Below are 23,253 nucleotides of genomic sequence, written 5' to 3'. Positions count from 1 at the left end.
CGCAGCGTTCAGATCGCATCGACAAGGCTACCCCGCGTTTGCCTTAAACCCCGCGGCCTGAATGCCCGCCACCGCACAGGCCTCATCATTGTCCGACGTGTCGCCGGAGATGCCGACGGCGCCGAGCAGTGTCGCGCCGTCCATGATCAGCACGCCGCCGGGGACCGGCACCAGCGCGCCCTTGGCGATGGTGTTCACGGCGTCGATGAAATAGGGCTGCTCCTGCGCCCGCTGAAACAGCGCGCGCGAGCCCAGGCCCATGGCGAGTGCGCCATAGGCCTTGCCGTGGGCGATCTCGGCGCGCATCAGGCTGGTGCCGTCCTGCGCGGCGGCGATCTTGAGCACGCCGCGGGCGTCGAGGACGGTGACGACGAGCGGCTTGAGCTTCAGCTCGGTCGCCTTCGCGAATGCGGCGTCGAGGATTTTGCGGGCGGTGTCGAGCGTAAGATCAGCCATGGCTGGGTTCCTTTACAGCGGTTGAAGTGGAATTGGTTGTGGCGCGGTCGAGGCTCATCGCCAGCACGCGGGCGACGTGCAGCGCCTCGCGCTGCGCGCCGTCGTGGATCTGGTGACGGCAGGAGGTGCCGTCGGCGACGACCAGCGTGGCCTGATCGGCCGTCCGCACGGCGGGCAGCAGCGACAGCTCGGCCATCTCGATCGAGGCATCATAGGTGTCGGCGCCGTAACCAAACGCGCCCGCCATGCCGCAGCAGCTCGACTCGATGGTCTTGACCTCAAGGCCTGGGACGAGCCGCAGCACCTGCTCGACCGGCTTGAACGCGCCGAAGGATTTTTGGTGGCAATGGCCGTGGACGACTGCCTTGTCGGCGACGGTGCCGAGCGGCAGTTGCAGCCGGCCGGCCTCGGCCTCGCGCACCAGGAATTCCTCGAAGGTCAGGGCATGCGCGCCGACGGCCTTGGCGTCATCGTCCTTGCGCAGCGAAGAGAGCTCGTCGCGGAGCGTCAGGAGGCAGCTCGGCTCGAGGCCGATGATCGGCACGCCGCGCGCGGCAAAGGGCGCGAAGGCGGCGACGAGACGATCGAGCTCGGACCTGGCTTCGTCGACGAGACCGGCGGACAGGAAGGTGCGACCGCAGCACAGCGGACGACTGCCGCTCGCAGGTTTCGGCAGATGCACGCGATAGCCACCGGCCGTCAGCACGCGCAGCGCGGCGTCGAGGTTCTCGCGTTCGTAGATACGATTGAAGGTGTCGGCGAACAGCACGACCTCGCGGCCGTCCGCCGGGCCGACCGCTTCTGCCGGCGGCACGAAGACGTCGCTGCGGAAGGCGGGGAGGGCGCGGCGCGCGCTGATGCCGGCAAAGCGCTCGAACAGCTTTCGCAGCAGCGGGCTGTGGTTACGCAAATTGGCGAGCGGGGCAAGGCGCGCGGCGAGGCCGGCATAGCGCGGGAGGTAGCCGACCAGGCGGTCGCGCAGCGTCAGGCCGTGGGAGGTTGCGCGCGCGGCCAGCACCTCGATCTTCATCTTGGCCATGTCGACGCCGGTCGGGCATTCGTGGCGGCAGGCCTTGCAGGAGACGCAGAGCTTCAGCGTCTCCATCATCTCGTCGGAGGACAGCGCATCCGGGCCGAGCTGGCCGGAGATCGCGAGCCGCAGCGTGTTGGCACGCCCGCGCGTGACGTCCTTCTCGTTGCGCGTGGCGCGATAGGACGGGCACATCACGCCGCCTTCGAGCTTGCGGCAGGCGCCGTTGTTGTTGCACATCTCGACCGCGCCCTGGAAACCGCCGCCGGCGCCGGGATAAGCCGACCAATCGAGCTTCGTCTTGAGGTCTGCGACGCGATAGTCCGGCTTGAAGCGGAACAGCGAGCGGTCGTCCATCTTCGGCGCATCGACGATCTTGCCGGGATTGAGGACGTCGTCGGGATCGAAGCGGTGCTTCACCTCGTGGAAGTCGGCGACGAGACGTTCGCCGAACATGGTCTCGTGGAATTCGGAGCGCACCAGGCCGTCGCCGTGCTCGCCGGAATGCGAGCCCTTGTACTCGCGCACCAGCGCAAAGGCCTCCTCGGCGATGGCGCGCATCGCCTTGACGTCCTTTTCCAGCTTCAGATTCAGCACGGGGCGCACATGCAGGCAGCCTTCGGAGGCGTGCGCATACATCGTGCCGCTGGTGCCGTGCCTGGCAAACACCTCGTTCAGGCGCTGGGTGTAGTCGGCGAGATGCGGCAGCGGCACGGCGCAATCCTCGACGAAGGAGACCGGCTTGCCCTCCTGCTTCATCGACATCATGACGTTGAGGCCGGCGGCGCGGAAATCGGCGATGCCGCTTTGGAGCGCGGGCTCTGATATCTCGACGACGCCACCCCATTTGCGGGTGTCGTTGTTCCAATCGAAGCCGAGATCGCCCATCAGCTCGCCGAGCTGCTTGAGGCGTTGCAGATTGTCGGCCTGGTCTTCCTCGGCGAACTCGACGACCAGCACGGCGTCCGGGTCGCCCTTGATCGCGGCATTGATGATCGGCTTGAACATCGCGATATCGCGGCCGAGCGCGATCATGGTGCGGTCGACCAGCTCGACCGCGATCGGCTTTAGCTTGACCAGATGCTGGGCCGCATCCATCGCCTCGTAGAAGCTGCCGAAATGGCAGACGCCGAGCGCCTTGTTGCGGATGACGGGCCACAGCTTCAGCTCGACCTTGGTGGTGAAGGCCAGCGTGCCTTCCGAGCCGACCAGGAGATGCGCCATGTTGTTGCGCGCATTGCGCGGCGTCAGCGCATCGAGATTGTAGCCACCGACGCGGCGCTGCACCTTGGGAAAGCGCGCCGCGATCTCGTCGGCCTCGCGGGCGCCGAGATCGAGCATGTCGCGGAACAGCGCGCGCATGCCGTCGCCGGCATCGAGGTCGGAGAGATCGCGCGAGACCTCGCCAAAACGGCTCAGCGTGCCGTCGGCGAGCGAAGCCTCCAGCGACAGGGTGTTGTCGCGCATGGTGCCGTAGCGCAGCGAGCGGCCGCCGCAGGAATTGTTGCCGGCCATGCCCCCGATGGTGGCGCGCGAGGCCGTGGAGACGTCGACCGGAAACCACAGGCCGTGCTTCCTAAGCTGGCGGTTGAGGTCATCGAGCACGATGCCGGGCTCGACCACGCAGGTCCGGCCCGCGACGTCGAGCGACAGGATCTTGTTGAGGTGCTTCGAGAGGTCGACCACGAGGCCGTCATTGACGGTCTGGCCGCATTGGGAGGTGCCGCCGCCGCGCGGGGTGACCTTCACGCCCTCGTCCCGGGCGATCGCCAGGGCCCGCAGCGCCTCGTCCATGGTCCTGGGGACCACGACGCCGGATGGCACGATCTGGTAGAACGAGGCATCGGTGGCGTAGCGGCCGCGGCTGAAGCCGTCGAACAGGACGTCGCCGGTCATGTCCGCGCGCAGGCGCCGTTCGAGCGAAGAGGCGTTTGTCATCCCTGGTCCTGGAGCGATCCGCGCGGCTGCTGGCTAAGCCGGGAATTCATTCTTGTTTCTGACCGAATATATTATGAATTCAAAATGAGCAAGCCTGCTGCCTGTTAAGGCGCTGCCGGTGCGTCGGCTTCGGGCTCGGCCAGGTGTTCGATCGCCGCCACGCGCTTGTTGCGCAGGTGCTGGAACAGGATGTCGCTGAGCTCGCTGCCGGCGCGCCGGCGCAGGGCGTCCAGGATCGCCTCGTGCTCGCGCATCGCCTCCGCCCAGCGCTGCCGCTTGCGGGCGAAGTTTGCGGAGTAGCGGACGCGGCGGATGCGTCCCGCGAAATTGGCGTAAGCGGTCTTCAGCGTCTCGTTGCGCGCGGCTGCGACGATGCTCTCGTGGATGCGCTGGTTGGCCTGGAAATAGCCGTGCATGTCGCGATGCAGATAGTGGCCGTACATTTCGTAATGCAGCTGCTCGATCGCGGTGATTTCCTCATCCGTAATCGCCTCGCAGGCAAGGCGTCCGGCGAGACTCTCAAGTCCGGCCATCACGTCGAACAGCTCCTCCAGGTCGCGCTGGCTGAGCTGGCGGATACGGGCGCCGCGGTTGGGCAGCAGCTCGATCAGGCCCTCGGCCGCGAGCACCTTCAGCGCTTCGCGCAGGGGTGTCCGGGAGATGCCGAGCATCTCGCAGAGCTGTCGCTCGGGAACGCGGGCGCCGTCGGGAATGTTGCCTTCCACGACGTAGTCGCGCAGCCGCAGCAGGATCTCGCCATGGAGCGAGGCCGCCTCGCGGTCGCCGCCATTCGTGGCGGGTGGGGCGATCGGGACCCCGGTGTCGGGAATCGTGGGTTTCATTTGCAGCACAATAGTTTGCTCGATTAACCGCGTCGACGTCCACAATCGAATACCAAATTTCGATTGAAATGACAAAAAATGAATGCAAAATAGCGATCGAGCAGACCAAAATCCGTTGCCAGGGAGGTTTTCATGCATCAGGGACGCCATTTCCTTCAGATTCCGGGTCCGAGCCCGGTCCCCGAGCGCGTCCTGCGCGCCATGGACATGCCGGTCATCGACCACCGCAGCGCCGAATTCGGCGCACTCGGCCGCGCCGTGCTCGAAGGCAGCCAGAAGATCTTCCAGACCAAGGGGCCGGTCATCATCTTCCCCTCATCAGGCACCGGCGCCTGGGAGGCCGCGATCGTCAACACGCTCTCGCCCGGCGACAAGGTGCTGATGGTCGAGACCGGCCATTTCGCCACGCTGTGGCGGCAGATGGCCGGGCGCTTCGGCATCGAGGTCGATTTCGTGCCCGGCGACTGGCGTCGCGGCGCCGACCCGGCTGTGGTCGAAGCAAAACTCACCGAGGACAAGGCGCGCGCGATCAAGGCCGTGATGGTCGTGCACAACGAGACCTCGACCGGTGCCACCAGTCGCATCGCCGAGATCCGCGCCGCGATCGACCGCGCGGCGCATCCGGCGCTGTTGATGGTCGACACCATCTCCTCGCTCGGCTCGGTCGACTATCGCCACGACGAGTGGAAGGTCGACGTCAGCGTCAGCTGCTCGCAGAAGGGTTTTATGCTGCCGCCCGGTCTCGGCTTCAATGCGATCTCGGAGAAGGCGCGCGCGGCGGCGAAGACCAACAAGATGCCGCGCTCCTATTTCGACTGGGAGGAGATGCTCAAGCCCAACGCCAACGGCTTCTTCCCCTACACGCCGGCGACCAATCTGCTCTACGGCCTGCGCGAAGCGATCGCGATGCTGCTCGAAGAGGGGCTCGACAACGTGTTCGCACGACACGAGAGGCTCGCGGCCGCAACGCGCGCCGCCGTCAATCATTGGGGCCTCGAAGTGCTCTGCCAGGAGCCGTCGGAATTCTCACCGGTGCTGACCGCGGTGCTGATGCCGCCGGGACATGATGCCGACCAGTTCCGCAAGATCGTGCTCGAGAATTACAACATGTCGCTCGGCTCGGGCCTCTCCAAGGTCGCCGGAAAGGTCTTCCGCATCGGCCATCTCGGCGAATGCAATGCGCTGACGCTGCTCGGCGCGCTCACAGGCGTGGAGATGGGCCTGTCGGTTGCCGGCGTGCCGCACCGCTCCGGCGGCGTCGACGTCGCGATGAAGCTCCTGGAGCAACGCCCGCAGGGCAATGCATCGCCGCATCTGAAAGTGGTCGGCACCTAGAATTGCGCAGGGACAGGCAAGGCTAATCATAAAAAGCGATCAGGAGGGGTGGAGATGGGAATTCGGTTCAAGGCCACGCATGTCGTGCTGGCGATGCTCTGCGCGATGTATTTCATCACCTATGTCGACCGGGTGAACATCGGCACTGCGGCGAGCGAGATCCAGAAGGAGCTTGCGCTCTCGAATACCCAGCTCGGCCTCGTCTTCTCGGCCTTCGCCTATCCCTATCTGCTGTTCCAGGTGATCGGCGGCTGGGTCGGGGATCGGTTCGGGCCGCGCCAGACGCTGTTCTGGTGCGGCATGATCTGGGCGGTCGCGACCATCTCGACCGGCTTCGTCAACGGGCTGACGGCGCTGTTCGTCGCCCGCTTCGCGCTCGGCTTCGGCGAGGGCGCGACGTTCCCGACCGCGACGCGCGCGATGCAATACTGGACGCCGGCCAATCGCCGCGGCTTTGCGCAAGGCCTCACCCATTCCTTTGCCCGGCTCGGTAATGCCGTGACGCCGCCGGTGGTGGCGCTCCTGATCCTCTGGCTGACCTGGCGCGGCGCCTTCGTCGTGCTCGGCCTCGTCAGCCTGGTCTGGGGCGTGATCTGGGTCTGGTACTTCCGCAACGAGCCGAAAGAGCATGCCTCCATCACGGAAGCCGAGCTCGCCGCGCTGCCGCCGCGCCCGACCGGCGAGCGGCCGCGCGTGCCGTGGGGCCCGCTGCTGGGGCGGATGTGGCCGGTGACGCTGACCTATTTCTGCTACGGCTGGTGCCTGTGGCTCTATCTCAACTGGCTGCCGCTGTTCTTCAAGAACAACTACAATCTCGACATCAAGAACTCGGCGCTGTTCGCCTCCGGCGTCTTCTTCGCCGGCGTGATCGGCGACAGCGTCGGCGGCGTGATCTCGGACAAGATCCTCGATCGCACCGGCAATGTCCGCCTGGCGCGGCTCAGCGTCACCGTTGCGGGGTTTGCGGGAGCGCTGCTCTCGCTGTTCCCGATCCTGTTTGTCCACGACATCACGATCGTGGCGCTGTGCCTGTCGGCCGGGTTTTTCTGTGCCGAACTGGTGATCGGCCCGATGTGGTCGATCCCGATGGACATCGCCCCGAAATATTCGGGGACCGCGTCGGGGCTGATGAACACCGGCTCGGCCTTTGCGGCCATCGTCTCGCCGCTGGTCGCGGGCTTCGTGATCGACGCGACCGGAAACTGGTACCTGCCGTTCCTGATGTCGATGGGGCTGCTGCTGCTCGGCGGTGTCTCGGCCTTCCTGATGCACCCGGAACGGCCGTTTACCGAGGCCGAAGGGCGCCTGCCGTCCGGCAACGTGGTGGCCGCGGAGTAGGGGCGGCGGAGGGGCCCCGCTTATGCATGGGAGCAGCCCTTTGGAGAGGGGACAAGCCGGTCAAATGGTGCTATTCGGCGGCCATCAAAACAAGGCTAGACCGGGAAGGACGCCTATGACCGTGCATACTGGAAGGCATTTTCTCCAGATTCCAGGACCGACCAACGTGCCCGACCGCGTGCTGCGGGCGATGGACATGCCGACGCTGGACCATCGCGGTCCGGAGTTCGCCGAGCTCGGTTTCGCGGTGCTGGCCTCGATGCAGCGGGTATTCCGCACCAAGCAGCCCGTGATCATCTTCCCCTCGTCCGGCACCGGCGCCTGGGAAGCGGCCATGGTCAACGTGTTCGCCCCCGGCGACAAGGTGCTGATGTGCGAGACCGGCCAGTTCGCCGTGCTGTGGCGCGGCATTGCGGAGAAATTCAAGATCGACGTCGACTTCATCCCGAGCGACTGGCGCCATGGTGCCGACCTCGTCGAGATCGAGAAGCGCCTCGTCGCCGACAAGCAGCATGCGATCAAGGCGGTCTGCGTCGTCCACAACGAGACCTCGACCGGCTGCGTGACGCCGCCGCTCGACGTGCGCAAGCTGCTCGACCGCGTCAAGCATCCGGCGCTGTTGATGGTCGACACCATCTCGGGCCTCGGCTCGATGGAATATGAGCACGACGCCTGGGGCGTCGACGTCTCGGTCGCCGGCTCGCAGAAGGGCCTGATGCTGCCGCCGGGTCTCAGCTTCAACGCCGTCTCGGAGAAGGCGCTCAACGTCGCCAAAGCCAATCCCGGCATGCGCTCCTATTGGGACTGGCAGGAAGTGATCAGCTTCAACAAGCTCGGCACCTTCCCCTACACGCCCGCAACCAATCTGCTCTACGGCCTGCGTGAAGCGGTGAAGATGATTGAGGAAGAAGGCCTCGAGAACGTCTGGTCCCGCCACAAGCGCCATAGCGCGGCGACCCGCGCTGCGGCCAAGGTCTGGGGCCTGGAGACGCAGTGCGTCGATCCGGCCGCGCATTCGCCGGCGCTGACCGGCGTGCGCGTGCCCGACGGGCACGATGCCGACGCCTTCCGCAAGGTGGTGCTGGAAAACTTCGACATGTCGCTCGGGACCGGCCTGAACAAGGTCAAGGGCAAGGTGTTCCGTATCGGCCATATCGGTCATTTCAACGATCTGATGCTGATGGGCACGCTCGCCGGCGTCGAGATGGGCCTGGATCTTGCAAAGATTCCGCACCGGAGCGGTGGCGTGCTGGCGGCCATGGACGTCCTGAAGGGACGCGACGCGGTGCCGATGGCCAAGGCTCAGGTGGCCTGAACGAACTTGGAAGGTGATAGCGCGATGAACGCACCGACGACGACCAACGAAGACCTGCTCTACTCCGTCACGGACGGCATCGCGCGGATCACCTTCAACCGCCCGCAGGCGCGTAACGCCATGACCTTCGCCATGTATGACCGCATGGCGGAGATCTGCCTGGAGATCAACGCCGACCGTTCGATCAAGGCGCTGATCCTCACCGGCGCCGGCGACAAGGCGTTTGCCTCCGGCACCGACATCTCGCAATTCCGCGCGTTCAAGACGGCACAGGATGCGCTCGACTACGAAGCGCGGATCGATCGCGTGCTCGGCACGCTCGAACAGTGCCGGGTCCCCGTGATCGCGGCCATCGCCGGCGCCTGCACCGGCGGCGGCGCCGGCATCGCCGCCTGCTGCGATCTGCGCATCGGCACCGAGACGACGCGCATGGGATTCCCGATCGCGCGCACGCTCGGCAATTGCCTGTCGATGTCCAACATCAGCCGCGTCGTTTCGCTGGTGGGTCCCGCCCGCACCAAGGATCTGATCTTCAGGGCGCGGCTGGTCGAGGCGCAGGAAGCGCTGTCGCTCGGCCTGCTCACCGAAATCGTGCCTGATGTCGAGACCCTGCAGCGCCGCGCTGACGAGACGGCAAAGCTCGTCGCAAGCCACGCTCCGCTGACGCTCGAAACGACCAAGGAAGCGGTCCGCCGCATTCGCCCCACGCTGTCGCGCGAGCAGGGCGAGGACCTGATCCTCAAGGCCTATATGAGCGAGGATTTCCGCGAGGGCATGGACGCTTTCCTCAACAAGCGCACGCCCAACTGGAAGGGCAAGTAGCGCCGGCACTTTGCTTTTCGCGCCATTGCACTGGCACGAAAAACCAAGGCGATCTCTGGCGTCAATCGTCAGTCGTTCAGCACAACTCCCGATGTCACAAATGAGTCAAGCGGTTCCGTTGCCCGGAATCGCAATTGCAAGCGTGCGCTCTTGCGCGTTCACGTTGACGCCGCGATGCGGCCGAGCATAATATCGCAGAGGTTGCATCGGGGCCGTCTCGCATTTTTGACAGGCCAGCCAGCAAGTGATTTCAAGTCCAGTCAAATTGAGTGACGTGAATTGCGTGAAGCGTTCCGGCCGACCTTGCTGCAACCCGACGTCATTGAACTGAAATTGAACTGTAGACGTAGTGAACTAGCTTTCGACGACGCAAGCCGCGCCAAAATTCATTGTTGCTGACATCCCGAAGCCAGGCACGGCATCGCGAACACGCCAAGCTCCTAAGCCAAATTCCTAAGCCAAGACCCTTAAGCCAAGGCCTTTGATTCCCGAACGTTGAGTCACGTCCGATCTCCCGGACGCGATTAGTTGCGTCGCCGTGCCCTCGTGCGGCGGCGCCTTGATGACAAACGCAGGCAGGGATTTTTCCATGACCAATCATACGCCGGTTTTCACGTCCTCATCCGCAACGGGCAGCTTCACCGAATTCGCCGACACCACCGATTCCACGACGTTGCACACGCTGTCAGGCACGATGAGTTTCAAGGACAGCGACAAGACCGACATCCACACCACGTCGGCGACGCTGCAGTCGGCGGTGCTGTCCAGCGGAACGATCATTCCGGCGGCCTCCCTGGCGCATTTCCAGACTGCGATGCATTCGCAGATTCTCAGCGATTCCAACGGCTCGGGCCAACTCAAATGGAATTTCAGCGACGCGGATGAGGATTTCGATTTCCTTGCGAAGAACCAGACGCTGGTTCTGACCTACGACATCACGGTTTCCGACAATCACGGCGGTACCGCGATCCAGACCGTCAAGGTCACCGTCACCGGCACCGACGACAAGCCCGTCATCAACATGACGACGACGGCGACGGTCAGCGAGCAGGCCAACCAGACGCTGTCGTTGTCGCCCGACACGGTCCACGTCGCGCTCAACTTCACCGACGACGATCTCACCAACACCGGCCACACCGCGACCGTGATCGGTGTGTCCGCATCCGGCGCCACCGCGGGCCTGTTGCCGGGCGCGCTCGGCGACGCCGAATTGATGGCATTCTATCATGTCGACAACGTCATCAAGAATTCCGGCTCGAGCGCCGGCACCATCAACACCACTTTTTCGGCGCCCGATCTCGCCTTCGACTATCTTGCGGCCGGCCAGCATCTCGACATCACCTACACCGTGCAGCTCGACGATCACGCCGGTGGACTCTCGACGCAGACGGTCACGGTCACCGTGATCGGCACCAACGACAAGCCGGCGTTCCTGTCGTGCCCGGAATCGGCCGCCCTCGTCGAGGATCATCATGTCGATCCGACCGGCAATCTGACCGCGCATGACAGCCTGCTCTTCACCGACATCGATCTCGCCGACGCGCATACTGTGTCGACGACGGTGACGGCGACCCGTTCGGGCGGCGGCGCGATCCCGCTGACCAATGCGCAATTGCTGGCCGCGTTCGGCACCTCGCTGCACGATTCGACCGGGCATGTGATCGGCGATATCGACTGGAATTTCGCGTTTCCCAATTCCGAGGCCAACTTCCTTGGCAATGGCGAGACGCTCAAGCTCGTTTATCACGTCACGGTCGACGACGGTCACGGCGGCACCGCCACGCAGGATGTCGCCATCACCATCCTCGGGGTCAATCATCCCGTCGTCATCACCAGCGCTCCAGAATCCTCCACCGTGGCCGAGCAGGACGCCACCACGGGTTCGTCCGTGCCCGACACGACGCCGACCACGCCGGCCGGCACGCTCGCCTTCACCGACCAGGACACCAGCGACACGCACACGGTGGCCGTGACGCTGGATTCGACCTCCGGCGCGACGCCGCCGGCCGCGACGCAGGCCGATCTTGCGTCGGCGCTGACGACGGTGCTGCACGATTCCACAGGCACGGGCACGGGCAGCATCGACTGGAATTTTGCGCTTCCCGACAAGGATCTCGATTATCTCGCGGCCAACGAGACGCTGACGGTGAATTACGACATCAAGGTCGCGGACGGCTCGACCAGCTCGACCCAGACCGTCTCCGTCGTCATCACCGGCGCCAATGATGCGCCCGTCATCACCAGCGCGCCGCAATCGGCGTCGCTGTCCGAGCAGCCCGGCGTGACCGGATCGAGTGCCATCGACACCACGAGCCCGGTGCCGACGGGAACGCTGAGCTTCAATGATGTCGATCTGTCGGACGCCCATTCCGTCAGCGTCGCGCTGGATTCGGCGGTGTGGTCGGCCAATCCCAGCTTCGTGCCGCCGGATACGCTCGCGGACCTCCAGAATGCGCTCGCCACGGCACTGCATGATTCGACCGGAGCGGGCACGGGCAGCGTCGACTGGAGCTTCGCTATCAAGGATTCCGAGCTCGACTTCCTGAGTCTCGGCGAAACCCTCACCGTGCAGTATGACGTCATCGTCGCCGACGCGACGACAAGCTCGACACAGACGGTGACGGTGACGATTGACGGCGCGTCTGATCCGCTGCTGGTGAGTCCGGTGAGCGTGGATACGTCCGACACGTCAGTTGCCGATACCGGCGCCCTGCTTGCCAGCGGTGCCATCGCCGATGCGAGCCATCCGGTCGACCTGTCGACGCCGCGCAACATCTCGGAGGTGAACGGCAGCGCGGCCAATGTCGGCGCGCTGGTCGCCGGCACCTATGGCTCTCTGCAACTCAACGCGGACGGCAGCTACGCCTACTACGCGAATGCCTCGGTCGATCCGCTCCAGGCCGGCGACCATGTCAGCGACCAGTTCAACTTCACGGTCGATGATGGCCAGGGCCATCAGGCGACGACGACGCTGACCTTCAACATTGAAGGCGCCGACGATTTCCCGATCGTCATGGCCGCCAATGTGAGCGGGTCGGTCACTGAAGACGCTGGCCCCGCGGCAATCGTCAACGGCGATTTCGAGACCGGCGACCTGTCGGGCTGGTCCACCAGCGGTTCGCACATCCATGTCGCACAGCTCGAGGTCGGCGGCAGCTTCGGCCATTACTCGGTACAACTCGCACCGACCGGCAGCGAGGAGACATTGTCCCAAAACGTCGCGACCACGCCGGGACAGCACTATTTCCTCAGTTTCGATCTCATCGGCGATCCCGAAGGCTTCAGTACCCCGTTCTCGTTGACCTGGGACGGCGTCAGTCTCATGTCAGTGAGCGACGTCGCGCCAGGAATCCATCACTATGCCTTCGAGGTCACCGGTGACCCCACGCTGTCGACATCGACGCTGCAATTCACCTATGCCGACGATGGCGACGGAATGATCCTGGATTCCGTCAATGTCAGCCCTGCGACGGGTCCGGCAACCGAAGCTACCGCAGGCTCGATCTCGTTCTCCGATGCCGAGATCGGCGACACCCACACCGCGAGTTTTGCGCCCGCGGGCGGTGGCTATCTCGGCACGTTCTCGCTCGATCCGCTCAGCGAGTCCGGAGGAACGGGATCGGTCGGCTGGCACTTCACGGTGAACAACGCCGACATCCAGTTCCTGGCACAGGGCCAGACGCTGACCCAGGACTATTTCGTCACGATCGACGATGGTCATGGCGGTACGACCACGCAGGATGTCACGGTGACCCTCGACGGCACCAATGACGCGCCGACCGCGGTCGGCGAAACCGTGGTCACGGATGTCGGTGCCGGCGGCTCCGTCGCGATCCCCGGTTGGGCGCTGGCTCTGAACGACACCGACCCCGATACGACGGACCACCTCGCGCTCGGCGCGATCACCGCGAGCTCGGGCGGCAGCGCAAGCGCAACCTTGGGTCAGGCGTCTTTCACCGACGATGCTACGCCCGGCGGTTCGTTCGACTACACGGCTTCGGACGGGATGACGACATCGGCCAACACTGCAACCGCGACCATCATCAACAACGCTGCCGGCGCGTCAGTGCTGAACGGGACCGGCGGCGATGACATCCTCATCGCCACCAACGGGACCGAGGCTCTGAATGGTGGCGCAGGCAACGACGTCCTGATCGGAACGCCGGCCGGTCATGTCATGACCGGCGGCAGCGGCAACGATACTTTCGCCTTCCTCCAGCCGCCGACCGCGCCCGGCCAGATCACCGACTTCAACACCACCACCGAGCACGATCGCATCGCGATCTCGGCGAGCGGCTTCGGCGGCGGCCTGACGGCTGGCATGGACGTGACGTCGATATTCGAAAGCTCGGCCGACGATACGTTCACCGGTGCGGCCGAATTCCACTTCGATACGGCTAACCAGACGCTCTATTTCAGCGCGGACGGGACGCAAGGCTCGGCGCATGCGATCGTCGCGGTCCAGGCCGCGGCGGTGATCAATCCGCATGATATCCTGATCGTGTAGCCGTCGCCGCACCGGCCTTGCGAACCGGGCGCGGGCTCCGCAAGGGGTCCGCGCTTTTTTGCGGGCCGGCGGCGCTTGCAATCGGTCTCATTCCAAAGTCATAAGCGGTGCGACGCCGGGCGGCTTGAACTGGCCGGCGTTCGCCCGCACAATGCAGCTGGTCTTTGGCTTTCACGAATTGCCAATCCGAACAAGAACATAGACAAGAATTGAGGAAGACGCGCGTGGGACATGGACTGAAGGCCGCAATGACCCTGGCGGCTGCGCTTTGGGTCGCACCGGCGACCGCCGGCTGGGAACCGACCAAGCCCGTCGAGATCGTGGTGGCGGCGGGCGCGGGCGGCGCCTCCGATCAGATGGCGCGGATGATGCAGGCCGCGATCCAGAAGAACAATCTGATGAAGCAGCCCATTGTGGTCTCGCTCAAGGGCGGCGCGTCCGGCGCGGAAGCGCTGATGTACATGAAGTCCAGCGAGGGCGATCCGAATAAGGTGCTGATCGCCTATTCGCTGATCTACATGCTGCCGCTGTCGGCCAAGATCCCGTTCAACTGGCGCGAGCTCACCCCGGTCTCGGTGATCGCGCTCGACCAGTTCGTGCTGTGGGACAACAGCGCGGGACCGAAGACGGTGAAGGAGTTCGTCGCGGCCGCGAAGGCGGCGAGCGCCCCGTTCAAGATGGGCGGCACCGGCTCCAAGCGCGAGGATCACGTGTTGACCGTGTTCCTGGAGCAGAAGACCGGCGCGAAATTCTCCTATCTGCCCTACAAGTCCGGCGGCGAGGCCGCGACCCAGCTGGTCGGCAACCACACCGAATCTAACGTCAACAACCCGAGCGAAAATCTCGAGGTCTGGCGGGCCGGCCAGGTGCGGCCGCTCTGCGTGTTCGACAAGGAGCGCATCTCCTACACCAGCAAGGTGACCGACACGCAGTCCTGGGCCGACATCCCGACCTGCAAGGAGGAGGGCGTCGACGTCCAGTATCTGATGCTGCGCGCGATGTTCCTGCCCGGCAAGGTCACGCCGGAGCAGCAGGCGTTCTATGTCGAGCTGTTCCACAAGGTGACGCAGACCGCGGAGTACAAGGACTACATGGAAAAGCAGGCCTTGAAGCCGATCTTCCTCACCGGCAAGGACATGGTGCAATTTCTCGAGGAGGACGATGCGCAGAACAAGGCGCTGATGACGGAAGCAGGTTTCGTCGCGAAGTGAACACATCCTCCACGTCATGCCCCGCGAAGGCGGGGCATCCAGTCTTGCACAGAGTTCGACGAAAGACGGCTTCTGCACGACGTACTGGATCATCCGCTTTCGCGGATGATGACAGCGTAATTTAATCTGGCAGAGCATGTCCCAAACCGATCTTGAAATCGTCGTCGACGATCCGACCGCGCCTGAAGAGAATTCCCCCTCCGTCACGAGCTCAGGCACGGTCGAAATCATCGTCTGCCTGCTGCTGCTCGCGCTGGCCGCGACCCTCGGCTACGACAATTGGCGCACCGGTGCTTCCTGGGACTCGACCGGGCCCGAGCCCGGCTATTTCCCGTTCTATCTCTCGCTCATCCTCGGCGGCGGCAGCCTCTACGGCCTGATCTCCGCGCTGGTCGCGCGCCGCGGGGCCGCCGAGACCTTCGTCACGCGTGCGCAGGCGCGCCGGGTGATGGCGGTGTTCGTGCCGACGCTGCTGTTCTGCGTGGTGACGCAGTTCCTCGGCCTCTACGTCGCGAGCTTCCTGCTGATCGCGGGCTTCATGCGGGCGATCGGCAAGATCGCGCTGTGGAAGTCGCTGCTCACGGCCTTTCTGTTCACGGCGATCATGTTCGTCACCTTCGACATCGCCTTCGACGTCATCATGCCGAAGGGGCCGCTCGAAGCGGCCTTTGGCTACTAGGCGGACCCGCGATGGAAGCTTTCGGTCTCCTGCTTCACGGCTTCGCCGTCCTGCTGACGTGGAAGACGCTCGTGCTGATGATGGTCGGGCTCGTGCTCGGCATCTTCGTCGGCGTGCTGCCCGGCCTCGGCGGCCCCAACGGGGTCGCGATCCTGCTGCCGCTCACCTTCACGATGGATCCGACTTCGGCGATCGTGATGCTGTCCTGCATCTATTGGGGCGCGCTGTTCGGCGGCGCGATCACCTCGATCCTGTTCAACATCCCCGGCGAAGCCTGGTCGGTCGCGACCACCTTCGACGGCTATCCGATGGCGCAGCAGGGCAGGGCGGCCGAGGCGCTGACCGCGGCGTTCACGTCGTCCTTCATCGGTTCGCTGGTCGCGGTGCTGCTCATCACGTTCCTCGCGCCGATGATCTCGTCCTTCGCCCTGAAGTTCGGTCCGCCCGAGTTCTTCGCGGTGTATCTCTTGACCTTCTGCTCCTTCGTCGGCCTCGGCCGCGAGGCCAAGCACAAGACGGTCATCTCGATGTCGCTCGGGCTTCTGCTCGCCGGCGTCGGCATGGACACAGTGTCGGGCCAGCTGCGCATGACCTTCGGCTCGTCCGAGCTCCTGCGCGGCATCAACTTCCTCGTCGCCGTCATCGGCCTGTTCGGCATCAGCGAGATCCTGCTGACGATGGAGGAGCGGCTGGCGCTGCGTGGGCATGCGGCGAGCATCTCGCTGCGCGTGGTGCTCAGCGTGTGGAAGGACCTGCCGAAATACTGGGTGACGCTGCTGCGCTCCTCCTTCATCGGCTGCTGGCTCGGCATCACCCCGGGTGGCGCGATCGCGGCGTCCTTCATGGGCTACAATCTCGCCAAGCGTTTCGCCAAGGATCCCGAAAGTTTCGGCAAGGGCCGCATCGAGGGCGTGTTCGCGCCGGAGACGGCCGCGCATGCCTCCGGCACCTCGGCGCTGCTGCCGATGCTGGCGCTCGGCATTCCCGGCTCCGGCACGGCTGCGATCCTGCTCGGCGGGTTGATGGTGTGGGGGCTCAATCCCGGACCGCTGCTGTTCGTCGAGCACAAGGATTTCGTCTGGGGCCTGATCGCCTCGATGTATCTCGGCAACGTCGTCGGCCTCGTGCTGGTTCTGACCACGGTGCCGATCTTCGCCTCGATCCTGCGCGTGCCGTTCGCGGCCGTCGCGCCGATGATCGTGGTGTCCTGCGCGATCGGTGCCTATGCGATCCAGAATGCGATGTTCGACATCTGGCTGATGCTCGGCTTCGGTGTCGTCGGCTACGTCTTCAAGAAGATCGGCATTCCGCTGGCGCCGTTCACGCTGGCACTCGTGCTCGGCAACCGCGCCGAGGACGCCTTCCGCCTCTCGATGATCGGCTCAGGCGGCGACCTGAAGGTGTTCTGGTCGAACGGACTGGTCGGCTCGATCACGACGCTGGCCATCGTGCTGCTGTTCTGGCCGGCGATCGACGCGTTGCTTGGCCGCGTCGGATGGACGCAACGGACCAGGACGACATCGCGCTAGGACTGCACGACGAATTCCACTACAGTTCGCGCATCACCGACAACATCCTGCGGGTCGGCGTGAACTACAAGCTCGGCGGCCCGGTGGTTGCCAAGTACTAAGAGAAAGTACTGAGAGAAACGAGTTCGCGTCTACAAAGCCCAGCTCGCGCCGGGCTTTGTCGTTGATCGGACGACCGCATCGGCTATCGGTGCCGGGTTGCGATCGGTTGCAAAACATCCCATGGTATATGACGAGGCTCGTAACGCGCACCAACGATGGTTTGCAAGTCTATGTCTCAGTCCGCTGGTCGACACGCAATTGTCATAGGCGGCGGGGCAAGCGGTGTCCTCCTCGCGCACCAGCTTCTGCATCAACCGGCTTCGAATTTCCGAGTGACGCTGATCGAAACACGCGCCGAAATCGGGCGAGGTCTGGCCTACCACACCGGGAATCCCGACCACCTGCTCAATGTTCGGGCAGCCAATATGAGTGCGCTGCCGGATCAGCCTGACCATTTCTGGCGATGGGTTGCGTCGCAAGATATCGCCATCTGTCCCGATCCCTACTGCTTCGTTCCCAGGCGGGTCTATGGAACCTATATCGCAAGCCTGATCGAGCCGATCATCGCGAGCAATTCGCACAGACTGACGATCGTCCAGGACACCTGTGTCGAGGTTCGGGAAAATGCCGCGAGCGTGGAGGTGACTCTGGCCGGCGGTCAGCGCCTGGCCGGCGAAATCGCAGTCCTCGCGACCGGCCACGATACGGCGGAGCCAAAGCCGGGCGCTTACGCCAATCCCTGGGCGCCGCCGGTCGGAATGGACAAGGACGGTGCGGTTCTCATTCTCGGAACCGGATTGACCATGGTCGACTACGTCTTGTCGCTGCTGCGGGATGGCCATCGAGGAGAGATCGTCGCGATGTCGCGACGCGGTCTGCTAGCGACGGCCCATCGGCGCGTCCCGCCGATGCGCATCGAAGAGGCCGATGTTCCCTTCGGACACGGGAGCGGAGAGCTGTTCCGATGGTTCCGGCGCATGGTCGAAGCGCACATGGCCGATGGCGGCGACTGGCGCAGCGTCGTCGACGCAATTCGCCCCTATACCCAGCGAATCTGGCGTGAGCTTTCGATGCCGTCGCGGCGACGCTTTCTCGAGCATGCGCGCGCGTGGTGGGACGTTCACCGTCATCGCATGGCGCCCGAGGTGGAGGCGCGGATTGCACGCGCTCTGGCTGAGCAGAAGCTGAGGGTCATGGCAGCGAAAGTTGTCGCCGTGACGCCGGGCGAAGGCGGAGTATCGGTTCGATATCGCCCCCGCGGCGGCAGCGACATCCACACGATGCAGGTCGGAGCCGTCGTGGACTGCACGGGCGTGGTGAAGGATCCACGCGCGACCGCAAATCCCGTGGTGCGCAGCCTCTTGCAGGAGGGACGGGCACGGATCGATCCACTGGGTATCGGGATCGATGTCAGCGCGAATTGCGCGATCATTGACGGGAGCGGATCTCCGTCCCAACGGCTTTTCGCCGTTGGGCCCCTGACGCGTGCCGCCTTCTGGGAAATCATCGCGATTCCCGACATCCGCAATCAATGCGCCGAACTGGCCGCGCGCCTGGCTCGCGCCTGAACCTCGTTTGGTGGGTTGGGGGCGAGGCCTGCTTCCTCCGTCAATCGATGATATGACGGCCATCTTTATGGCCGGAGGAAAATCGTGTTCTTCGTTCTGTCCAAGACGCTGGGCATCATGGCGCTGCCGCTGAATTTCCTGATCGCCCTCGGCGTACTCGGCTCGCTCCTGCTCATGACGCGATTTCTCAGGCTCGGTCGCACGCTTCTGGTCCTGGCTGCATTGATGCTCGCGGTATGCGGGTTCGCACCGGTCGGAAACCTGCTGCTCTATCCGCTGGAGTCCCGCTTCCCGGCCTGGAGCCCGTCCCAGGCCGCACCGGATGGCATCATCGTCCTCGGTGCGTCGATCGACGTCGATCTGTCCGCGGCCCACGGAACGCCGGTTGTAACGGCGGCGTCCGACCGGATCATCGTCACCGCTGCGCTGGCTCGGAAATATCCCAACGCACGCGTGGTCTATACGGGCGGCAACGCCAACCTGATCTCCGGCGAGGCGAAGGAGGCCGACTTCGCAGCCGGGCTGTTCGAAAGCCTGGGGATCGACAAGAGCCGGCTGATCCTCGAAAGCCGCGCCCGCAACACCTACGAGAACGCGCTGTTCACCAAAGCCCTGGTTGATCCGAAACCCGGTGAGCGCTGGCTGCTCGTGACGTCGGCCTTTCACATGCCGAGGTCGATCGGTCTGTTTCGGAAAGTGGGATTTTCGGTCGAGCCTTGTCCGGTCGATTGGCGTGTCGGCAGGGGATGGGACGCACTCTCGTTCACGGACGTTGCACAGGACGGTCTGTCGCGCACCAACATCGTGGTCCGCGCGTGGCTCGGCCTGATCACCTATCGGGACACCGGCCGCATCGACGAATTGCTTCCGGGGCCGCAGGGCTGAGACCTCAGCCCAAGGTCAACCCAACGCGGCTCAAAGGCGCCTGAGGAACTCGACGATCTGATCGGCGAGCTCGTCCGGGCGGTGACCGACCGTCTCCAGCCGGATTTCCGGGCGTTCGGGCGCTTCATAAGGCGCGTCGATGCCGGTGAAGTTCTTGATCTTGCCTTCCCTCGCCTTGGAATAGAGCCCCTTGGGGTCGCGCCGCATGCACTCTTCGATGGGCGTGTTGACGAACACCTCGATGAAATCTCCCTCGGCCACGAGGCCGCGGACCATGTCACGCTCGGCCTTGTAGGGGGAGATGAACGAGCAGATCACGATCAGGCCGCTGTCGACCATGAGCTTGGCGACCTCGCCCACGCGCCGGATATTCTCGACCCGATCGGCTTCGGTGAAACCGAGGTCCCTGTTGAGCCCGTGGCGGAGATTGTCGCCGTCGAGCAGCATGGTGTGGTTGCCGGTCGCAAACAGTTTCTGATCGAGAATATTGGCGATCGTCGATTTACCTGCACCGGACAAGCCGGTGAACCAGATGATCCGCGGCTTCTGGTTCTTGAGCGCGGAACGTTCGGCCTTGCCGATCGAGAGCGGCTGCCAGGCGATGTTGCTGGCACGCCGCAACGGAAATGCGATCATGCCGGCGCCCACGGTCCGGTTGGTGTAGCGGTCGATGACGATAAAGGCGCCGGTCCGGCGGTTGGCCTCATAGGGGTCGAAGGCAACCGGCAGCGCCGTGGCGAAATTGCAGAACGCGATCTCGTTCAGGCCGAGCGTGGTCGCCGCAAGGTGCTCGCGAGTGTTGACGTCGATGCGATATTTGATCGCGGTGATGCTCGTCGACGTGATCGTCTGGGTGCCGATCCTGACGACATAGTTGCGCGCGGGTACGAGCGGGTCCTGATCCATCCAGATCAGATGGGCGGCGAACTGGTCTGCAACCTCGGGACGTTCGGTCGGCTTTGCCAGAACGCCGCCGCGGACGATGTCGATCTCGTCCTCGAGCGTTATCGTCACGGCATCGCCGGCCTCGGCTTTCGATAGTTCGCCGTCGTAGGTCATGATCTCCTTGATGCGGCTCGCATGGCCGGACGCCGACACCACGATCTCGTCGCCGGGCGAGATGCTGCCTGATGCCACCGTTCCGGTGAAGCCGCGGAAATCGAGATTGGGGCGGTTGACCCACTGCACGGGAAAACGGAATGGCAGTCCGGTCGTCTCGCTTGCGACGTCGATGTCTTCGAGATGATCGAGCAGGCAAGGGCCGTGATACCACTCGGTATTGCCCGAGCGCTCGATGACGTTGTCGCCGTAGCGCGCCGACATCGGGACAGAAACGATCGAGGAGAAGCCAAGGCCGGCGGCGAAGGCGACGTAGTCGCCGGCGATGCGGTCGAACACGTCCTTCTTGTAGTCGACCAGATCAATCTTGTTGACGGCGACGACGACGTGCTTGATGCCGAGCAGCGAGCAGATGAAGGAATGGCGCCTGGTCTGCACCAGGACACCCTTGCGGGCATCGATCAGGATGATGGCAAGCTGCGCGGTCGAGGCACCGGTGGCCATGTTGCGCGTGTACTGCTCGTGGCCCGGCGTGTCCGCAACCATGAAGGAGCGCCGCTGGGTCGTGAAGAAGCGGTAGGCGACATCGATGGTGATGCCCTGCTGCCGCTCGGCCTCGAGGCCGTCGACCAGGAGTGCGAAATCGATGTCGTCGCCGGTGGTGCCATGCTTGGCGCTGTCGCGCGCGAGTGCGGCCAGTTGATCCTCGAAGATCAGCTTGCTGTCGTGCAGCAGCCGCCCGATCAGGGTCGACTTGCCGTCGTCGACCGAGCCGCAGGTGATGAAGCGGAGCTGGTCCTTGGTCCCGGTCGAATGCGGCTCGCGAAGAACGGAGGCGTCCATCAGAAATAGCCCTCGCGCTTCTTCTTTTCCATCGAGGCGGCCTCATCAGAGTCGATAAGTCGGCCCTGCCGTTCGGAGGCCGTTGCCGTCTGCATCTCCGCGACGATGTCCCTGATCGTCGCCGCGGTGGAATCGATCGCGCCGCTGAGGGGATAGCATCCCAATGTACGGAAGCGGATCATCCGCATTTCAGCCGTCTCGTTCGGCTCCAGCGGGAGGCGGTCGTCGTCCACCATGATGAGCGTGCCGCCGCGCCGCACGACGGGGCGCGTCTTGGCGAAATACAGCGGCACGACAGGGATGTTCTCGAGCATGATGTATTCCCAGACGTCGAGCTCGGTCCAGTTCGACATCGCGAATACGCGCATCGTCTCACCTTGCCGGATGCGGGTATTGAACAGGTTCCATAGCTCCGGTCGCTGGTTGCGCGGATCCCAGACATGGCCGGCGGAGCGGAACGAGAAGATGCGCTCCTTGGCCCGGCTCTTCTCCTCGTCGCGCCTTGCGCCGCCGAAGGCCGCATCGAACTGGTAGAGATCCAGCACCTGCTTCAGTGCGTCGGTCTTCATGACCTGGGTGTGCAAAGAGGAGCCGGAGGCGATCGGGCTGATGCCGCGCTCGACGCCTTCCTTGTTCACATGGACGATCAGATCGGCGCCGATGCGCCTGGCCGTCTCGTCGCGGAAAGCGATCATCTCCCGGAACTTCCGCGTTGTGTCGACATGGAGCAGCGGGAAGGGGAGCCTGGCGGGATGAAACGCCTTCATCGCCACATGGAGCATCACGCTCGAATCCTTGCCGATCGAATAGAGCATGACCGGCTTTTTGAATTCGGCGACCACGTCGCGCATGATCTCGATCGATTCAGCCTCGAGGCGGCGGAGATGTCGGGGCAACATATTTCTCTTTTGATCCAGTTGCGCTATTCGCCGATGTGTCCGCCCCAGGCAACGAAGTGACCGTTGCGGTAGGCCGGCTTGCCGTAGCGAACGTCATCTCCATCCAGGCCGACAACGCGTCCGCCGGCCGCCAGCAGCACCGCATGCCCCGCGGCCGTATCCCACTCCATCGTCGGAGCCAGACGCGGATAGACGTCCGCCGCACCTTCTGCGATTGCGCAGAATTTGAGCGACGATCCGGAGGGCTTCAGTTCCCGGATCCGGCGCCGGCTGATCCATGCCTGGGTGGCCTCGTCGAGGTGCGACCGGCTCGTGACGGCCCGCAAGCCTTCGGGAGAGGGGACCTGCACCTCAATGGTCTGCATGTCGCTGAACGAGGGACCACACGAGCTGGGTTCGACATGCAGCTTGTAGGCGTTTGATCCGCCGAGATAGAGCTGGGACAGGGCCGGCGCATAGACCGCGCCCGCGACCGGCGACCCGTCTTCGATCAGGGCGATATTGACCGTGAATTCGGCGGCTCCCTGGATGTATTCCTTGGTGCCGTCGAGGGGGTCGACGAGGATGAAGCGCGGTTGCCGTATCGTCACGGCGCCGTCGCAGGTTTCTTCCGTAATGACGGGTAGGTCCGCAAGGTTGCGTGCGAGGCACGATCGAATGACCTCGTCGGCCTGAAGATCGGCGGCGGTGACCGGCGAGCCATCGCTCTTGTATTGCGGATCGCTCGCCGTCGCGCGGACCCTCATGATGGCTTCGCCGGCTCGAACGGCGATCAAGCCAAACAGGCGCGCAATGCGATCCGTCTCGCCCAACACTCCAGCGCCGCTCATTGGAGCGTTTCACCGGTGCGTTGCGCAGACATGGCGGTTGCGACCGGACAAAGGCGCGAGCGGGCGCTGCCAGCCAAGATGATCCCCTTCATAACCCCCTCACAAGATCCGTTGTTCGGAAATAT

Annotated in this window: 17 protein-coding genes; 11 read left to right on the top strand and 6 right to left on the bottom strand. The window is 64.2% G+C overall.

Going from position 1 to position 23,253, the window contains the following annotated elements:
- Positions 1–27: 27 nt before the first annotated feature.
- The 3 genes from NLM32_RS32385 to NLM32_RS32375 form a co-directional block, all read right to left on the bottom strand.
- Positions 28–456, bottom strand: a complete 429-nt coding sequence (locus tag NLM32_RS32385; RefSeq protein WP_254132782.1) for a heme-binding protein — start codon at positions 454–456, stop codon at positions 28–30.
- Entirely contained in the window at positions 449–3,424 is a 2,976-nt protein-coding gene (locus tag NLM32_RS32380) for an FAD-binding and (Fe-S)-binding domain-containing protein (protein ID WP_254132781.1), read from the bottom strand. Before NLM32_RS32380 ends, NLM32_RS32385 begins: the two co-directional genes overlap by 8 nt.
- 104 nt (positions 3,425–3,528) lie before the next feature.
- The gene (locus NLM32_RS32375; RefSeq protein WP_254132780.1) at positions 3,529–4,266 is read right to left on the bottom strand and encodes a GntR family transcriptional regulator; all 738 of its coding nucleotides are present in this window, start codon (positions 4,264–4,266) and stop codon (positions 3,529–3,531) included.
- 132 nt (positions 4,267–4,398) lie between these two features.
- On the opposite strand from NLM32_RS32375, the gene NLM32_RS32370 reads away from it, so the two are divergent.
- The 11 genes from NLM32_RS32370 to NLM32_RS32325 all read left to right on the top strand — a co-directional run bounded on the left by NLM32_RS32370 (position 4,399) and on the right by NLM32_RS32325 (position 19,497).
- Entirely contained in the window at positions 4,399–5,601 is a 1,203-nt protein-coding gene (locus NLM32_RS32370) for an alanine--glyoxylate aminotransferase family protein (protein ID WP_254132779.1), read from the top strand.
- 54 nt (positions 5,602–5,655) lie between these two features.
- Complete coding sequence (locus NLM32_RS32365) at positions 5,656–6,939, top strand: MFS transporter (RefSeq protein WP_254132778.1); 1,284 nt, start codon at positions 5,656–5,658, stop codon at positions 6,937–6,939.
- A gap of 115 nt (positions 6,940–7,054) precedes the next feature.
- On the top strand, positions 7,055–8,254 hold the full coding sequence (locus tag NLM32_RS32360; RefSeq protein ID WP_254132777.1) for an alanine--glyoxylate aminotransferase family protein: 1,200 nt from the start codon (positions 7,055–7,057) through the stop codon (positions 8,252–8,254).
- A 24-nt stretch (positions 8,255–8,278) separates the two neighbouring features.
- Positions 8,279–9,076: an enoyl-CoA hydratase/isomerase family protein gene (locus NLM32_RS32355; protein ID WP_254132776.1), complete on the top strand. Its 798-nt coding sequence runs from the start codon at positions 8,279–8,281 to the stop codon at positions 9,074–9,076.
- 589 nt (positions 9,077–9,665) lie between these two features.
- Complete coding sequence (locus NLM32_RS32350) at positions 9,666–13,583, top strand: VCBS domain-containing protein (protein ID WP_254132775.1); 3,918 nt, start codon at positions 9,666–9,668, stop codon at positions 13,581–13,583.
- A gap of 248 nt (positions 13,584–13,831) precedes the next feature.
- The gene (locus NLM32_RS32345; protein WP_254135472.1) at positions 13,832–14,794 is read left to right on the top strand and encodes a tripartite tricarboxylate transporter substrate binding protein; all 963 of its coding nucleotides are present in this window, start codon (positions 13,832–13,834) and stop codon (positions 14,792–14,794) included.
- Positions 14,795–14,930: 136 nt separating this feature from the next.
- Positions 14,931–15,473, top strand: coding sequence for a tripartite tricarboxylate transporter TctB family protein (locus tag NLM32_RS32340; protein ID WP_254132774.1), 543 nt, complete (start codon positions 14,931–14,933; stop codon positions 15,471–15,473).
- 11 nt (positions 15,474–15,484) lie between these two features.
- Positions 15,485–17,002, top strand: a complete 1,518-nt coding sequence (locus tag NLM32_RS32335; protein WP_254132773.1) for a tripartite tricarboxylate transporter permease — start codon at positions 15,485–15,487, stop codon at positions 17,000–17,002.
- Positions 16,969–17,103: a hypothetical protein gene (locus NLM32_RS45935; RefSeq protein ID WP_256568310.1), complete on the top strand. Its 135-nt coding sequence runs from the start codon at positions 16,969–16,971 to the stop codon at positions 17,101–17,103. The genes NLM32_RS32335 and NLM32_RS45935 overlap by 34 nt, the downstream gene beginning before the upstream one ends.
- Before the next feature lie 171 nt (positions 17,104–17,274).
- Positions 17,275–18,612: an FAD/NAD(P)-binding protein gene (locus NLM32_RS32330; RefSeq protein ID WP_254132772.1), complete on the top strand. Its 1,338-nt coding sequence runs from the start codon at positions 17,275–17,277 to the stop codon at positions 18,610–18,612.
- A gap of 84 nt (positions 18,613–18,696) precedes the next feature.
- Positions 18,697–19,497 (top strand): YdcF family protein, encoded by an 801-nt coding sequence (locus NLM32_RS32325; RefSeq protein ID WP_254132771.1) that lies wholly within the window; start codon positions 18,697–18,699, stop codon positions 19,495–19,497.
- A gap of 30 nt (positions 19,498–19,527) precedes the next feature.
- Here the strand turns inward: NLM32_RS32325 and cysN are convergent, their stop codons facing one another.
- From cysN to cysQ, 3 genes are read right to left on the bottom strand one after another with little or no spacing between them, the layout of a single operon-like run.
- Positions 19,528–21,399, bottom strand: a complete 1,872-nt coding sequence (cysN, locus tag NLM32_RS32320) for a sulfate adenylyltransferase subunit CysN (protein WP_254132770.1) — start codon at positions 21,397–21,399, stop codon at positions 19,528–19,530.
- Positions 21,399–22,316: a sulfate adenylyltransferase subunit CysD gene (gene cysD, locus NLM32_RS32315; RefSeq protein ID WP_256568586.1), complete on the bottom strand. Its 918-nt coding sequence runs from the start codon at positions 22,314–22,316 to the stop codon at positions 21,399–21,401. The genes cysN and cysD overlap by 1 nt, the downstream gene beginning before the upstream one ends.
- A 5-nt stretch (positions 22,317–22,321) precedes the next feature.
- Positions 22,322–23,128, bottom strand: a complete 807-nt coding sequence (gene cysQ / locus NLM32_RS32310) for a 3'(2'),5'-bisphosphate nucleotidase CysQ (protein ID WP_254132768.1) — start codon at positions 23,126–23,128, stop codon at positions 22,322–22,324.
- Between the last annotated feature and the right edge of the window lie 125 nt (positions 23,129–23,253).

It is taken from the genome of Bradyrhizobium sp. CCGUVB14, from assembly GCF_024199935.1.
Taxonomy (GTDB): Bacteria; Pseudomonadota; Alphaproteobacteria; order Rhizobiales; family Xanthobacteraceae; genus Bradyrhizobium.
Note: the sequence above shows the minus strand (reverse complement) of the source record. Positions and strands in the feature narration are given on the sequence as shown.